We start from the raw sequence: 13,792 nt of genomic DNA, 5'->3' as shown, positions 1-13,792 counted from the left end.
TCGGCGGGCCGCGTCCTCTTCGCGGGGCCGGGTGCGAGTGCGGATGCGGGTTCGGGTTCGGGTTCGGGTTCGGCCGACTACCGGGCCGCCAACGACCGCTGGTTCTGGCTGGTCGGCCTGGAGGGCAACCGGCACTGGCCCGGTGTCATCAAGGCACTCGGGCGCGAGGACCTGGAGACGGACGAGCGGTTCGCCACCGGCAAGGCCCGGCGCGGCCATGTACGCGAGCTGATCGCCGTGTTCGACGAGGAGTTCGCCAAGCGGCCCCTTGACGAGTGGGCCGAGCGTTTCGACGCCGAGGGCGTGTGGTGGGCGCCCGTGCAGACCCTGGCGGAGGTGGCGGCCGATCCCCAGGCGGAGGCGGTCGGGGCGTTCGTCGAACAGCCCGGCATGGGCGACGCGCCGCCGCTGCGGACCGTGGCGACTCCGGTCGCCTTCTGGGGCGTCGACGAGAAGCCACGCGGCGGCGCGCCGACGCTCGGCGAGCACACCGACGAAGTGCTCCGCGAACTCAACTGAACTCAAATCTCTGGAGGTACGGCGTGGGCATCCTCGACGACAAGGTCGCCATCGTCACCGGCGGCGGCAGAGGCCTTGGCCGGGCGCACTGTCTGGCGCTCGCCGAGGCCGGCGCGACCGTGGTGGTGAACGACCTCGGCTCGGGCGTGCACGGCGAGCAGACCGGTGACTCCCCCGCCGACGAGGTCGTCGCCGAGATCACCAAGCTCGGTGGCCGGGCGCTCGCCAACCACTCCTCGGTGACGGACTGGGCGGCGACCGAGACCATGGTCGCGGACACCGTCGCCGAGTTCGGGCGCCTCGACATCGTGGTGAACAACGCGGGCATCGTGCGCGACCGCATGCTGTTCTCGATGACCGAGGCCGAGTTCGACGCCGTCATCGCGGTGCATCTGAAGGGCACCTTCGCGCTCACCCGGCACGCGTGCGCGTACTGGCGCGAGGCGTCGAAGCGGGGTGAGCGGGTCGCGGGCCGCGTGATCAACACGACCTCCGGGACCGGCCTGTTCGGCAACCAGGGCCAGTCCAACTACGGGGCGGCGAAGGCCGGAATAGCCGGACTCACCATCCTCACGGCTCTGGAGATGCGTCGGTACGGCGTCACCGCGAACGCCATCTCCCCGATCGCGGCGACCCGGATGACGGACGGGCTGGCCGTCGGCGAGTCCCTCCAGGCCACCGAGGGCTTCGACCCGCGCGATCCCGCCAACGCCTCCGGAGTCGTCGTCTACCTGGCCTCCGACAGCGCGGCCTGGCTGACCGGCCAGGTCCTGCGCATCGAGGGCAACCGCCTGAACCGGCTCCAGGGCTGGACGGTCGCCGCCGTCCACCCGAGCGGGTCGGGGCAGGCCCTCACCTATGACGAACTCGTCGACGCGGTCCCGCAGTTGTACGGCGCCCTTCCTGCCGGCCGGGCGACGGGCGTCGGTCAGTGAAGGGCCACGACGCCGCCGCCCTCGTGCTGCGCGCGACCCTCGGCCCGATGCTCTTCGCGCACGGCTGGAACAAGGTCGCCGGACCGGGCGGGCTCAAGGGCACCACGGGCTGGTTCGAGGCGCTGGGCCTCCAGCCGGCCGAGGTGCACGCCCGCATGGCGGCCGGCACCGAGATGGCGGCAGGCGTCGGCATCACGCTCGGCGCCGCGAACCCGCTCCCCGCGACGGCGGCCGTCGGACTGATGACCGTGGCCGCGCGGACCGACCACCGCGGCAAGGGCTTCTTCGTCTTCAAGGGCGGCTGGGAGTACGTCGGTGTCGTGGGCGGCGCGGCCGTCGCACTGGCCGCACTGGGCAACGGCCGGTACTCGCTCGACGGGCTGCTGCGCCGCCGACCGGCGGGCACCCGGCACGCGTTGCTGGCAGCGGGGATCGGCACGGCGAGCGCGGCGGCACTGCTGGCGCTGTGTTACCGGCCCGAGCCCGAGAAGAAACCTGACGAGACAGATTAGTGAGACCGATGAGGGCAACAAGGGAGAGTCGACATGGACGCGGCTGACTTCAGCGCGGTGCTGTCCGAAGTCCGGCGTTTCGTCCGGGACCGCGTCGTGCCGCTCGAGGCGGAGATCGACGAGAAGGACGAGATGCCCGCGGACATCCGCGAGGCGGCCAAGAAGATGGGCCTGTTCGGCTTCGCGTTGCCCGAGGAGTACGGCGGGCTAGGGCTGTCGATGTACGAGGAAGCCCAGTTGATGTTCGAGCTGGGCTACACGACCCCGTCCCTGCGCTCGATGTTCGGCACAAACAACGGCATCGCGGGTCATGTCCTCATGGTCGGCGGTACGGAGGAACAGAAGGCGCACTGGCTGCCGAGGATCGCCTCGGGTGACGTTCTGGCGTCGTTCGCGCTCACCGAGCCGGAAGCCGGTTCCGATCCCTCGACACTCACCACGAAGGCACACCTCGACGGCGACGAGTGGGTGATCAACGGCGCCAAGCGCTACATCACCAACGCCCCGCTCGCCGACGTCTTCATGGTCTTCGCCCGCACCGACCCCGACGCCCCGCGCACCCGCGGCATCTCCACCTTCCTGGTCCCGGCCGACACGCCGGGCCTCACCGTGGCTCCCAAGGACCACAAGATGGGCCAGTTCGGTGCCTGGACAGCGGACGTGTTCTTCGACGACGTCCGGGTGCCTGCCTCCGCGCTCGTCGGCGGCGAGGAGGGCCTCAACCGGGGCTTCGGCACCGCGATGGGCTGTATCGCGCACGGGCGGGTCCACATCTCCGCGCTGATGGTCGGCATGGCCGAGCGTCTGGTCGACGAGTCAGTCGCCTACGCGAGCACCCGCAAGCAATCCGGAAAGCCCATCGGCTCCTTCCAGCTCGTCCAGGGCCTGATCGCCGACGCGCAGACCGACTACTACGCGGGCCGCGCCACCGTCCTGGAGGCCGCCCGCGCCTTCGACGCCGGCACGGACACCAAGATCGGCCCGTCCTGCACGAAGTACTTCGCCAGCGAGATGGTGTGGCGGGTCGCGGACCGCGCGGTACAGGTCCACGGCGGTGCGGGCTACATGCGCGGAGTCGCCGTCGAACGCTTCTACCGCGACGCCCGCCTGTTCCGCATCTACGAGGGCACCAGCCAGATCCAGCAGGTCATCATCGCGAAGGCGCTGCTGGGCGAGGCGGCGCGGGGCTGAGCCGTTCACAAGGCAGAGGCTCCGGGGGTTGGTCATCCCCGGAGCCTCCTCGCGTATTACATCGCGCCGCACCCACGCTGGCGTTCCGCCGTCAGCATGACGTGCCCTCGACGGCGCTCAGCTCGGCCACGACTCGGTTTCGGCCCGGTGAAGCGTGATGCGGCGCCCGGCGTGACGTATGAGCGTGTGACCATGCGCTTCGAGCCGAGTTCGCATGTGCGGCGCTTGTCGGGCGACGGTTGCCGCCCTGGTGAGCCTTGCTCGTCGAAGTCCCGGTCGCCTTTCCACCGGGGGTGGCGTCGGTCAGGGCTGACGAGCACACCGTGACACCACCCCCCATGGACTGGGTTCCGATCCTCTGGCTCGGCGGGTTCTCCTTGGGCGTGCTCGTGATCGCCGTGCTCTTCACGAACCGGGTCGGTCACTCTCCTATGACCACGAAGAGCAAGCTCAGATCCCGAGCCGGTCCAGCAGCCGCTCGTAATACACCGCCGGGCCCCCGAACAGCAGCTGCGACGACTTGGCCCGCCGGAAGTACAGATGGGCCAGGTGCTCCCAGGTGAAGCCGATGCCGCCGTGGACCTGGATGTTCTCCATGGCGGTGACCATGTACGCCCGTGAGCAGCCGGCGTGGGCCACGGCCGCGGCCACGGGGAAGTCCGGGGAGTCCTCGTCGGCGAGCCGGGCCGCCTCACGGGAGGCGGCTTCGGCGAGTTCGACCTGGACGAGCATGTCGGCGCACTTGTGCTTGACCGCCTGGAAGGACCCGATCGGTCGGCCGAACTGATGACGGACGCGGGCGTAGTCCGCGCTCGTCTCCAGGCACCGCCGTGCCCCGCCCGCCTGCTCGGCGGCCAGCCCGACCGAGGCGATGTCGAGGACCTTGGCCATGATGCGCCCGCCCGCCCCCTGCGCCCCGACGAGCATCGCGGGCACGGCGTCCAGGGTCAGCCGGGCCATGGCCCGGGTGGCGTCCAGCGTCTCCATCGGTTCCGCCGTGAGTCCTACGGCTTCCCGCTCCACCGCGAAGAGCGTGGGGCCGGCCACGGTACGGGCGACGACGAGGATCAGGTCGGCCGTCGTACCGTCGACGACGAAGCACTTGCGGCCGCGGACCGTCCAGCCCCCGTCGCCGTCCGGCACGGCCCGCGCCGAGACCATAGCGGGGTCCCAGGAGCCGTAGTCCTCCGCGACGGCGAGGGTGGCCGTGGTGCGTCCGGAGGCGATGCCGGGGAGGAGGCGCGCACAGGCCTCTTTGTCCCCCGAGGCCAACAGGGCCTGGGCAGCCAGGAGGACGGTGGCGAAGAAGGGAGCGCAGAACAGCGCGCGGCCCATCTCCTCCAGGACGACGCCGAGTTCGACAAGCCCGAAGCCGTCGCCGCCGAACTCCTCCGGGATCGCCAGGCCCGGCAGGCGCAGTTGGTCGGCCGCCTGGGACCACACCGCCGGGTCGAAGCGCGGCTCGCTCTCCATGAGCTTGCGCACGGCGTCCTCCGGCGACTTGGCCTCCATGAACTCCCGTACCGATGCCCGCAGTTCGCGCAGTTCGCTCTCGTCGGCGGTCACGGCCGCACCTCCTTGGCAGCGGCGGTCACCGGTTCCTTGGGCAGGCCCAGGACCCGTTCCGCGAGGATGTTCTTCATGATCTCCTCGGTGCCGCCGAGGATGCGCAACGCCGGGGTGGCGAGCAGGAGTTCGGTCCAGGCGTACGTGCCCCACTGGCCGGTGTCGGCGATGATCCGGGGGCCGAGCACATCGGACACGAAGTGTGCCGCCCGGGTCAGGTTCTGGCCGTACATCAGCTTCGAGACGGACATCTCGGGGCCCGGCGCCACGCCGGCGCGCAGCTTGCGCAGGGCGCGGGCGTTGAGGTGCTCGGTGGCCAGGACGTCCACCAGGAGTTCAGCGAGGCGGGCGCGCAGGGCGCGGTCGTCCCAGGTCCAGGTGGCCCGCATGAGCGCCGAGAGGTGGTCCGGGGACAGGGCGGCGGCCACCGGGCCGACTCCCTCGCTGCCGACGGTCGCGCGCTCGTTCATCAGGGTGGTCAGGGCGACCGTCCAGCCGCCGTCGACGTCGCCCAGGCGGTGGTCGTCAGGAATGCGTACGTCGGTTAGGAAGACTTCGTTGAAGTCCGCGCCGCCGGTCATCTGCCGCAGCGGCCGGACCTCGACGCCCGGGGTGTCCATGGGGACCAGGAAGGCCGTGATGCCGCGGTGCTTGGGCGCGTCCGGGTTCGTACGGGTGAGGGCGAGGCCGATCTGGCTGTGCTGGGCGACCGACGTCCACACCTTCTGGCCGTTCAGCACCCAGTCGTCGCCCTCGCGGACGGCCCGGGTCGCCACGCTCGCCAGGTCGGATCCGGCGCCGGGCTCGCTGAACAGCTGGCAGGCGATGGCGTCCCCGCGGTACATCGCCGGCAGCCAGCGATCCTTGATGTGGGGCTGGGCGTGGGCCAGGATCGTCGGCCCGATCATGCCCAGGCCGATCACACTGAGCACACCGGTGTCGGCGACGTCGTACTCCGACTCGACGGCGTCGTAGAGCAGGTCGTGCACGGGGGTCAGGCCCCGGCCGCCGTACTCCACCGGTCCGGTGATCCAGCCGAAGCCGTTCTCGTAGCGGATCCGCTGCCATGCCCGGGCCCGTTGCACGAACTCCTTCTCCTCGTCGGGCGGGAGGCTGCTGAAGTACGCCATCGAGTCGTCGCCCTCGCCCCAGACGACGGCGGTGCGGTCGGGGGCCTTCGCCACGTGGGCGTCGAGGAAGCGGCGTGCCTCGGCGGCGAAGTCCTGCATGTCGTCGGATTCCATCGCGTGCGCTCCGCGGTCAGAAAGAGGTTCAGGTCGAGAGAGTCGAGAAACTCGATAGGTTCAGGTCGAGAGGTTCAGGTCGAAAGGATCGTCACCGCCGACGCGCCGGGCGCGCCGTACAGGTGGGTGTATCCGACGCGCGGTGTCCCGGGGATCTGGCGGGTGCCCGCCGTACCGCGCAACTGGAGGACGATCTCGTGGATCTGGCGCAGCCCCGACGCGCCGATCGGTTCCCCGTTGCCGAGCAGTCCGCCGTCGGTGTTGACCGGGAGCCGGCCGCCGATCTCGGTGGCGCCCTCGGCGATGAGGCGTTCCTGTTCCCCGTCCTTGCAGAGGCCGTTCTCCGCCATGTGGATGATCTCCGACCCGGCGTCGGTGTCCTGGAGCTGGGCGACGTCGACGTCCTCGGGGCCGATGCCCGCGCGTTCGTACGCGTCCCGTGAGGCGTCCACGCTCGGGCTGTCCACGGGCTCCCCGACCGGGAAGGACGGGCTCTGCACCTCGAACGCGCCGAGCCTGCGGCTGCGCAGGGCGGTGGAGCGGACCCGTACCGGCTTCCCGGTGTACTTGTGGGCCTGGTCGGCCCGGCACATGACGATCGCCGCCGCGCCCTCGTTGGGGCCGCAGTACATGAACTGGCGCAGGGGGTAGTTGAGGACCGGGGAGGCCAGGACCTCCTCGGGCGTGAGGGGCGTACGGCGCCAGGCTTTCTCGTTGCCGGCCGCGTTGCGGAAGTTCTTGGAGGCCACGCGGGCGAGCGTCTCGTGGGAGATGCCGTGCTCGTGCATATAGCGGTTGATCTTCATGCCGAAGAAGTGGGTGGTGAGGAAGAGGCCGGTCTGCCCGTACCAGGAGGGGATGCCGGCCACGGACGGGTCGGCGGCGAACGCGCCGCGCGGGTGCTTGTCCAGGCCGATGGCGATGGTCAGGTCGTGCTCGCCGGTCTCGATCGCGCGGGCGGCCAGCGCCACCGCCGTACCGGCCGTCGCGCAGCCGTTGAAGACACCGCGCAGGGGTACGCCGGTCAGGCCGAGCCGGCCGACGATCGCGTCCGGGTTGGCGACCTCGTAGCTGCCGATGTAACCGCCCTGGATCTGCGGCCAGTTCACCCCCGCGTCGGCCAGGGCCAGCCGGACCGCGTCCGCGCCCATGTCGAGCGCGGGCTTGCCGGGGAAGCGGCCGAAGGGGTGCAGGCCCACCCCGATGATGACGGCCTCGGTCATGACGCCTCCTCCTCGATCTCCGTGGACCCCTCGGCCTCCGTGGATTCCCCGATCTCCGTGGACTCCTCGACCGGGGCGAACGCGAACGTCACGACCTCCGTGCCGTCGTCCCGCACGGCGTAGGGCACCACCGTCAGCCGCATCGCCTGCCCGATCCGCAGCTTCTCCGGGTCGGGTTCGGTCAGCCGCGCCTCGACCAGCAGCTCGCCGGGAAGCTCGACGTATCCGACGGAGTACGGCTCGAACGTCTCGGGGCCGTCGTACGGCGGTGACGGCGGGCGGAAGTCCTGCGTCGTGTACGTCCACAGCGTGCCGCGGTCCGCCAGGAGCCGTTCCTTCGACTCGTCACTCGCGCACCGGACACAGGTCGCGGCGGCCGGGAAGCTCACCAGGCCGCACACCCGGCACTCGGAACCGATCAGCCGCAGGGGCGCGGCGGCGGGCGGCCAGGTGAACAGGCCCTCGGCGACGGGGCGTTGTGTCGTCGTCATGTCAGGCTCCGTTCCGGTTGCCCAGGACGTCGGCGTTGGGAGCCGCCTTGGCCACCAGGTTCGGGACGACGGAGGACAGCTCCTCCGGTGTCCAGCGGCTGTCGGCGCCCGCGGCGGGGCCGTTGACCCAGCCCTCCAGGACCGTGATGCGGTTGCCGACGACGGCGAACACCCGGCCGGTGACCTCGCGCGAGGCGGCCGAGCCCAGCCACACCACGAGCGGCGAGATGGCCTCGGGGGTCAGGTCCTGACGCTCGGCGGCCTGCTTCATCATCTCGATGTCGTCGGTGAGCCGGGTCAGCGCGGTGGGCGCGATGGCGTTCACCGTCACGCCGTAGCGGGCGAGTTCGGCGGCGGCGATGAGGGTGAGGCTGCCGATGCCGGCCTTCGCGGAGCCGTAGTTGGACTGGCCGGGGTTGCCGAAGATGCCGGACGGGGAGGTCGTGTTGATCACCCGCGCGTCGTTGTCGTGACCGGACTTGGCGCGCTCGCGCCAGTACGCGGCCGCGTGGTGCAGGGTGGCGAAGCTGCCCTTGAGGTGGACGGCGATCACGCTGTCCCAGTCCCGCTCGGTCATCGACACGATCATCCGGTCGCGCAGGATGCCGGCGTTGTTGACCAGAATGTCCAAACCGCCGTAGGTGTCCACGGCCTGCTGGACGAGCCGGCCGGCGCCCTCCCAGGTGGAGATGTCGTCCGTGTTGGCGACCGCCTCGCCGCCGGCCGCGACGATCTCGTCGACCACGCTCTGCGCGGGCCCGGCCGAGGCGCCCGCGCCGTCGCGCCCGCCGCCCAGGTCGTTGACCACGACCTTCGCCCCGTGCGCGGCGAACGCCAGGGCGTGCGCCCGGCCGATCCCGTTGCCGGCGCCGGTGACGACCGCGATCCGGCCTTCGACCACTCCTTCAGACATGCTCAATTCCTCCATCGGAAAGGTCAGTTGGCCTCGGCGAGCAGGACTCGCGGGCTGTCGCTGCCGCAGCCGCACCGGCCCACGACGACGCGTCCGGTGATGCCGAGCGGGGTCTCGGGCAGGGACGCGGTGCGCTCCTCCCCCGCGGCCACGGTCAGTTGTCCGTCCCGCTCGCCGAACCGCCATTCGGCGGCGTTGACATGGGCGCCGCTCCGCTCGGGACACTCCAGCACGAGAGCCGGTCCCAGCGCCGAGATCACGGAGGCGGTCACCCCCACTGCGCGCAGGACGGGTACGGCGGCGGGCCGGGCCAGCACCACGGGCGTGGACCGGAACATCTCGCCGATGTCGACCGAGCCTGCGAGTCCCTCCAGCGTCTCCGCCGAGAGGCCGATCACGGCGTGCGGGGTCAGTTCGCGATGGAAGACGGCGGTGCGGCGGTGGTCCCAGCCCATCGCCTCGGCGATACCGTACGGCACCTTCAGCGTGCGCAGGGCGCCGATCACCGCGCGGCCCCAGAAGCCCTCGAAGCCGGAGGCGGTCAGCAGGGCCCGCTGCCCGGCGGCGAGGCCGTGTTCGCGCAGCCGTGCGGTGACCCACTCGGTGTCGCGGGCGAGTTCCGCCCAGGTCAGCTCCAGGTCCCGTATGCCGTCGGCGGTCGGAAAGCGCAGGAGGTAGGCGAGTTCGGGGTGGTCGAGCGTCCTGGCACGGGCCAGGGTGTCGGCGCGGGCCATCAGGTCTTCACCACCCGGGGGAACTTGGCGACGCTGGTCATGGTCTTCAACAGGTCCTCCTCGGTGCGCATGTCGAGCACCGGCTTGACTCCGGTCCGCTCGCGCACGGCCTCGCTCAGGCGTCCGGCCAGGGCGTCGACGTCGCCGGTGAGATGGGGGTCGTAGCCGACGCGCAGCCGCAGTTCGTCGACCTCGCGCCGGTCCCGGACGATCTGGAAGACGCCCGCGACGGTCTCCGGCTGGTCCTCGACCGCCTGCCACACATCCCGCAGGACGACGGAGCGCCCCTGGACCACCGTCTCGTCGCCGCGCCGCCCGGCCACCCACATACGGGCGTGGGTGCGGCCGCAGCCACAGGTGTCGCGGGAGAGGCGGACGAGGTCCTCGCTGCGGTAACGGATCAGCGGCGCCGCCCGGTTGTCCAGGTCGGTGGCGACCAGTTCGCCGAGGTCACTCTCGGGGACGTCGCGCCAGCCGTACTCCTCGACCTCGACGCACTCGGCGAAGACGGTGTCCTCCCAGAGGTGGAAGCCGTCGTGCTCGCGGCACTCCCAGGCGGTGCCGGTGTCGGCGGCGCTGGTGTACTCGTAGACGTCGATGCCCCAGTCGTCGCGGATCCGCTGGCGCATCTTCCGGCTGAGGGGCTGGCCGGCGCAGGAGGCACCCTTGAGGGAGGAGAAGGCCTCCCTCAGGTCGGTCTTCTCCGCCAGGTGCTCCAGCTCCACCATCTGCGGATACATCATCTGGAGGTAGGCGGGCCGGTAGGTGCGCAGGGCCTCGACGACCTCGGACATGTTGCCCATCCAGGTGTCGACCTCGATGACCACCGCGCCCAGTGCCTGGAAACCGGCGTCCATGAAGTTGCGGAAGGTTCCGGGCGGGCTCAGGACCCGGTCGCCGGGCCTCAGGCCCAGTTCCCACAGGTCCCGTACCTGCGCGGTCACCAGGGGCGGGGCGTCCTGCCAGATCTCGGCGAAGAACTCCGGGTCTCCGGTGGTTCCGGAACTGGAGGAGACCGAGGTCAGCTCCTCGACCGGGACGCAGAGCAGGCCGGCGAAGGCGTCCCCGGTGCGACTCCGGTAGGCGCGGATCATGTCCTTGGTGATGAAGGGGATGCGGGCCCGGAAGTCCTCCAGGGACCTGATGTCGCGCGGGTGGACCCCGTGCTCGTCCCACAGCTCGCGGTAGAAGGCCGAGTTGGCGTAGGCGTACTCGACGAGCTCCAGGAGGTGCTTCTCCTGCCGCGCGCGCAGTTCGGGGCGCGGCATGGTCTCCACCTGGGGCTCGAAGTACCTGTCAGCGGTGTCCCTGTCACCGACCATGGCGCCTCCTTGCGGCTCAGTGCCCAGATCTTCCAGCTATCAGCGCAATCAGTCAACCAATTCGACGGATTGAGCGAGAGACTCGCGTTCCGTCGATCTATATAGTTAACTATTAGAACTCATTCAACCACAGGAGCAACCACAGGAGGGCTGCCGTGAAGATCGTTGTCTGCGTGAAGCACGTCCCCGACGCCACGGCGGACCGCACCTTCACCGAGGACGGCACCACCGACCGGGCGTCGGTCGACTCACTGCTGTCCGAACTCGACGAGTACGCCGTCGAGCAGGCCCTTCGCCTGGCCGAGTCGGACACCGACGCCGAGATCAGCTACCTCACCGTCGGCCCCGACGACGCCCGCGACGCCCTGCGCAAGGCCCTGGCCATGGGCGGTGATGCGGCGATCCATGTCAGCGACGAGGACATCGAGGGCAGCGACGCGTTCGGCACGTCACTGGTGCTGGCCAAGGCCATCGAGCGGCACGGCTTCGATCTCGTGCTGTGCGGGATGGCCTCGACGGACGGCACCATGGGCGTGCTGCCCGCGCTGCTGGCCGAACGGCTCGGCGTCCCGGCCGTCACCCACCTCGAAGAGCTGGCGATCGAGGACGGAACCGTCACCGGGCGCCGCGAGGGCGACGGCGCCACCGTGCGGATCCAGGGCGCCCTGCCCGCCGTCGTCTCGGTGACCGACCGCTCCGGGGACGCCCGCTACCCCTCCTTCAAGGGGATCATGGCCGCGAAGAAGAAGCCCGTCGAGACCCTCGACCTCGCCGACCTCGGTATCGAGGCCGCACAGGTCGGCGCGGCGGGGGCGCGGTCGGCCGTGGACACCGCGACCCGGCGCCCGCCGCGCGTCAAGGGCGAGATCGTCGCCGACGAGGGGACGGGCGGCGTCGCACTGGCCGCGTTCCTCACCACCAAGAAGTTCATCTGACCGCGCCCCGTCCTGAAAACCTGCCTGAAGGAGTTGCATCACCGTGGCCGAGATCCTCGTCCTCGTCGACCACGTCGACGGTGCCGTACGCAAGCCGACCCTCGAACTGCTCACCCTGGCCCGTCGATTGGGCGAACCCTCGGCCGTCTTCCTGGGGCCGGACGCGGACATCGCGACCGAGATTCTCGGCCGGTACGGCGCCCAGAAGATCTACGTCGTGGACGCCCCCGAGGTCGACGAGTACCTCGTCACCCCGGCCGTGGACGCCCTTACACAGATCGCCGAGCGCACCGGCCCGGCCGCGGTCCTGCTGCCGTCGGGGCCGGACGGCAAGGAGATCGCCGCGCGGGTCGCACTGCGGCTCGGCTCCGGACTCATCACCGACGCGGTCGATGTCACCGCGGGACCCGACGGGCCGGTCACCGAGCAGTCGGCGTTCGCCGCGACCTACCAGGTCACCGCACACGTCACCCAGGGCGTGCCGGTGATCACGGTCAAGCCGAACGCCGCCGCCCCAGAGGCAGCCCCCGCCGAACCCGTCGTCGAGAAGCAGGACATCACCTTCGGCCCGGCCGCGCAGGCCGTCCGAGTCCTGTCCCGCACCCCGCGGGAGCGCGGCGACCGGCCCGAGCTGACGGAGGCGGACATCGTGGTCTCCGGTGGTCGCGGGGTGAACGGCGCCGAGAACTTCGCCCTCATCGAACGGGTCGCCGACGCGCTCGGTGCCGCCGTCGGGGCGTCCCGCGCGGCCGTCGACGCGGGCTGGTACCCGCACAGCCACCAGGTCGGCCAGACCGGCACCCAGGTCTCCCCGCAGCTCTACCTCGCGGCCGGCATCTCCGGCGCGATCCAGCACCGGGCGGGCATGCAGACGTCCAAGACCATCGTCGCCGTCAACAAGGACGCCGACGCACCGATCTTCGAGCTCGCCGACCACGGGGTGGTCGGGGACCTGTTCGCGGTGCTGCCGCAGCTGGTGGACGAGATCGAGCGGCGCCGGAGCTGATCTTTGAACGGCCCGGCCTTCCCTTCAGCCCTCCATACAACTAAAATCGCTAACTGATTGCATCCATTGATGCGCGCAGCCCTGACCCGAAGGAGTGTCATGACGAAGATCTGGGTCAACTCCGGGGATTCCCATGTGATGGAACCCGCCGACGTGTGGACCGAGAGGCTGCCCGCACGACTCGGCGCCCGCGCCCCACGCAGTGAGCGCGGCGAGAAGTACGAGATGCTCTACATCGACGGCGAGCGCATCGACCGCCAGCTCGGCGACTTCATGGACGCGATGCGCCCGCCGGGCGCCTGGGACCTGAAGGTCCGGCTCAAGGACCTCGACCAGGAGGGCGTCTGGAGCCAACTGGCCTTCCCCTCCATGGGGTTCTGGCTCGTGTCGATCACCGACCGGGAACTCGCCCGGGAGACGGTCCGGGCCTGGAACGACTGGGCCCACGAGGAGATCCTCAGCAAGAACAAGCGCGTCATCACCACCGCCTGCCTCTCGACGGCCGACATCGACGACGCGGTCGCCGAGGTGGAGCGGGTGGCGGAGCTGGGCTTCAAGGCGGTCTTCCTGCCGTGTTCGACACGACCCGGCGAGGAGTACGCCCTGGACCGCTGGGAGCCCTTGTGGACCGCGGTCGAGCGGGCGGGGCTGGTGCTCGGCTTCCACATCGGCACCGGCGCGCAGAACGTCGTCTTCCGCGGACCCGGCGGCGCGGTCGTCAACTACATGGAGACGACCTACCCGGGCATGCGCGTGGTGTCCCACATGGTCGCGGGCGGGGCGCTGGACCGGCACCCGGACCTGAGGATCCTCATCGCCGAGGGCGGCGCGGGCTGGATGCCGGCGATCGGTGACCGGATGGACGAGGCCTACCGCCAGCACGGCATGTTCGTCCGGCCGAAGCTGAGCCGGCTGCCCAGCGAGATCATCCGGCAGCAGGTGTACGCCTCCTTCCAGCACGACAAGAGCTCGGTGGAGATCGTCGAGTCGACCGGCTACCGCAACGTGATGTGGGGCGACGACTACCCCCACCTGGAAGGCACTTACGGCCACACCCAGTCCACGCTGCACGACCTGTTCGACGGCGTGTCCGACGACATCCGCGACCGCGTCACGCGCGGCACCTTCAACGAGCTGTTCGGTCTGCCGGACCAGACTCCCCAGGAGGCGGCCGTCTGAGCGGCGCCGGCGACAGCACTGC

14 protein-coding genes are annotated in these 13,792 nt (G+C 70.6%); 7 read left to right on the top strand and 7 right to left on the bottom strand.

Going from position 1 to position 13,792, the window contains the following annotated elements; genetic code table 11:
* From ABZ896_RS21920 to ABZ896_RS21905, 4 genes are all read left to right on the top strand, one after another.
* On the top strand, nucleotides 1-519 hold a 519-nt coding region (locus tag ABZ896_RS21920; protein ID WP_360931459.1), incomplete at its 5' end, for a CoA transferase.
* A gap of 23 nt (nucleotides 520-542) precedes the next feature.
* Nucleotides 543-1,454: an SDR family NAD(P)-dependent oxidoreductase gene (locus ABZ896_RS21915; protein ID WP_360931456.1), complete on the top strand. Its 912-nt coding sequence runs from the start codon at nucleotides 543-545 to the stop codon at nucleotides 1,452-1,454.
* Nucleotides 1,451-1,966, top strand: coding sequence for a DoxX family protein (locus tag ABZ896_RS21910; RefSeq protein WP_360931453.1), 516 nt, complete (start codon nucleotides 1,451-1,453; stop codon nucleotides 1,964-1,966). The genes ABZ896_RS21915 and ABZ896_RS21910 overlap by 4 nt, the downstream gene beginning before the upstream one ends.
* 33 nt (nucleotides 1,967-1,999) lie before the next feature.
* On the top strand, nucleotides 2,000-3,157 hold the full coding sequence (locus tag ABZ896_RS21905) for an acyl-CoA dehydrogenase family protein (RefSeq protein ID WP_360931450.1): 1,158 nt from the start codon (nucleotides 2,000-2,002) through the stop codon (nucleotides 3,155-3,157).
* 450 nt (nucleotides 3,158-3,607) lie between these two features.
* Here the strand turns inward: ABZ896_RS21905 and ABZ896_RS21900 are convergent, their stop codons facing one another.
* The 7 genes from ABZ896_RS21900 to ABZ896_RS21870 all read right to left on the bottom strand — a co-directional run bounded on the left by ABZ896_RS21900 (nucleotide 3,608) and on the right by ABZ896_RS21870 (nucleotide 10,650).
* Complete coding sequence (locus ABZ896_RS21900; protein ID WP_360931447.1) at nucleotides 3,608-4,723, bottom strand: acyl-CoA dehydrogenase family protein; 1,116 nt, start codon at nucleotides 4,721-4,723, stop codon at nucleotides 3,608-3,610.
* Nucleotides 4,720-5,967: an acyl-CoA dehydrogenase family protein gene (locus tag ABZ896_RS21895; protein WP_360931444.1), complete on the bottom strand. Its 1,248-nt coding sequence runs from the start codon at nucleotides 5,965-5,967 to the stop codon at nucleotides 4,720-4,722. Before ABZ896_RS21895 ends, ABZ896_RS21900 begins: the two co-directional genes overlap by 4 nt.
* Before the next feature lie 74 nt (nucleotides 5,968-6,041).
* Nucleotides 6,042-7,190: a thiolase family protein gene (locus tag ABZ896_RS21890; RefSeq protein ID WP_360931441.1), complete on the bottom strand. Its 1,149-nt coding sequence runs from the start codon at nucleotides 7,188-7,190 to the stop codon at nucleotides 6,042-6,044.
* A complete protein-coding gene (locus tag ABZ896_RS21885) occupies nucleotides 7,187-7,681 on the bottom strand; it encodes an OB-fold domain-containing protein (protein ID WP_360931438.1) in 495 nt (164 codons plus the stop codon). Before ABZ896_RS21885 ends, ABZ896_RS21890 begins: the two co-directional genes overlap by 4 nt.
* Nucleotide 7,682: 1 nt before the next feature.
* On the bottom strand, nucleotides 7,683-8,594 hold the full coding sequence (locus ABZ896_RS21880) for an SDR family oxidoreductase (protein WP_360931435.1): 912 nt from the start codon (nucleotides 8,592-8,594) through the stop codon (nucleotides 7,683-7,685).
* 23 nt (nucleotides 8,595-8,617) lie between these two features.
* Complete coding sequence (locus tag ABZ896_RS21875) at nucleotides 8,618-9,328, bottom strand: hypothetical protein (RefSeq protein ID WP_360931432.1); 711 nt, start codon at nucleotides 9,326-9,328, stop codon at nucleotides 8,618-8,620.
* The gene (locus ABZ896_RS21870) at nucleotides 9,328-10,650 is read right to left on the bottom strand and encodes a phenylacetate--CoA ligase family protein (RefSeq protein WP_360931429.1); all 1,323 of its coding nucleotides are present in this window, start codon (nucleotides 10,648-10,650) and stop codon (nucleotides 9,328-9,330) included. The genes ABZ896_RS21875 and ABZ896_RS21870 overlap by 1 nt, the downstream gene beginning before the upstream one ends.
* Nucleotides 10,651-10,823: 173 nt before the next feature.
* Between ABZ896_RS21870 and ABZ896_RS21865 the strand changes: the two genes are divergently transcribed.
* From ABZ896_RS21865 to ABZ896_RS21855, 3 genes are all read left to right on the top strand, one after another.
* Nucleotides 10,824-11,585 carry an electron transfer flavoprotein subunit beta/FixA family protein gene (locus ABZ896_RS21865; RefSeq protein ID WP_360931468.1) on the top strand — a complete coding sequence of 254 codons (762 nt, stop codon included), beginning with the start codon at nucleotides 10,824-10,826 and terminating at the stop codon, nucleotides 11,583-11,585.
* A 43-nt stretch (nucleotides 11,586-11,628) separates the two neighbouring features.
* Nucleotides 11,629-12,591 carry an electron transfer flavoprotein subunit alpha/FixB family protein gene (locus ABZ896_RS21860; RefSeq protein WP_360931426.1) on the top strand — a complete coding sequence of 321 codons (963 nt, stop codon included), beginning with the start codon at nucleotides 11,629-11,631 and terminating at the stop codon, nucleotides 12,589-12,591.
* A 99-nt stretch (nucleotides 12,592-12,690) separates the two neighbouring features.
* Nucleotides 12,691-13,770 (top strand): amidohydrolase family protein, encoded by a 1,080-nt coding sequence (locus ABZ896_RS21855; protein ID WP_360931423.1) that lies wholly within the window; start codon nucleotides 12,691-12,693, stop codon nucleotides 13,768-13,770.
* Nucleotides 13,771-13,792: the final 22 nt, after the last annotated feature.

It is taken from the genome of Streptomyces sp. NPDC047072, from assembly GCF_040643855.1.
Lineage (GTDB): Bacteria > Actinomycetota > Actinomycetes > Streptomycetales > Streptomycetaceae > Streptomyces.
The sequence above is the reverse complement of the archived record's forward strand: the minus strand, read 5'-3'. Positions and strand labels throughout refer to the sequence as shown.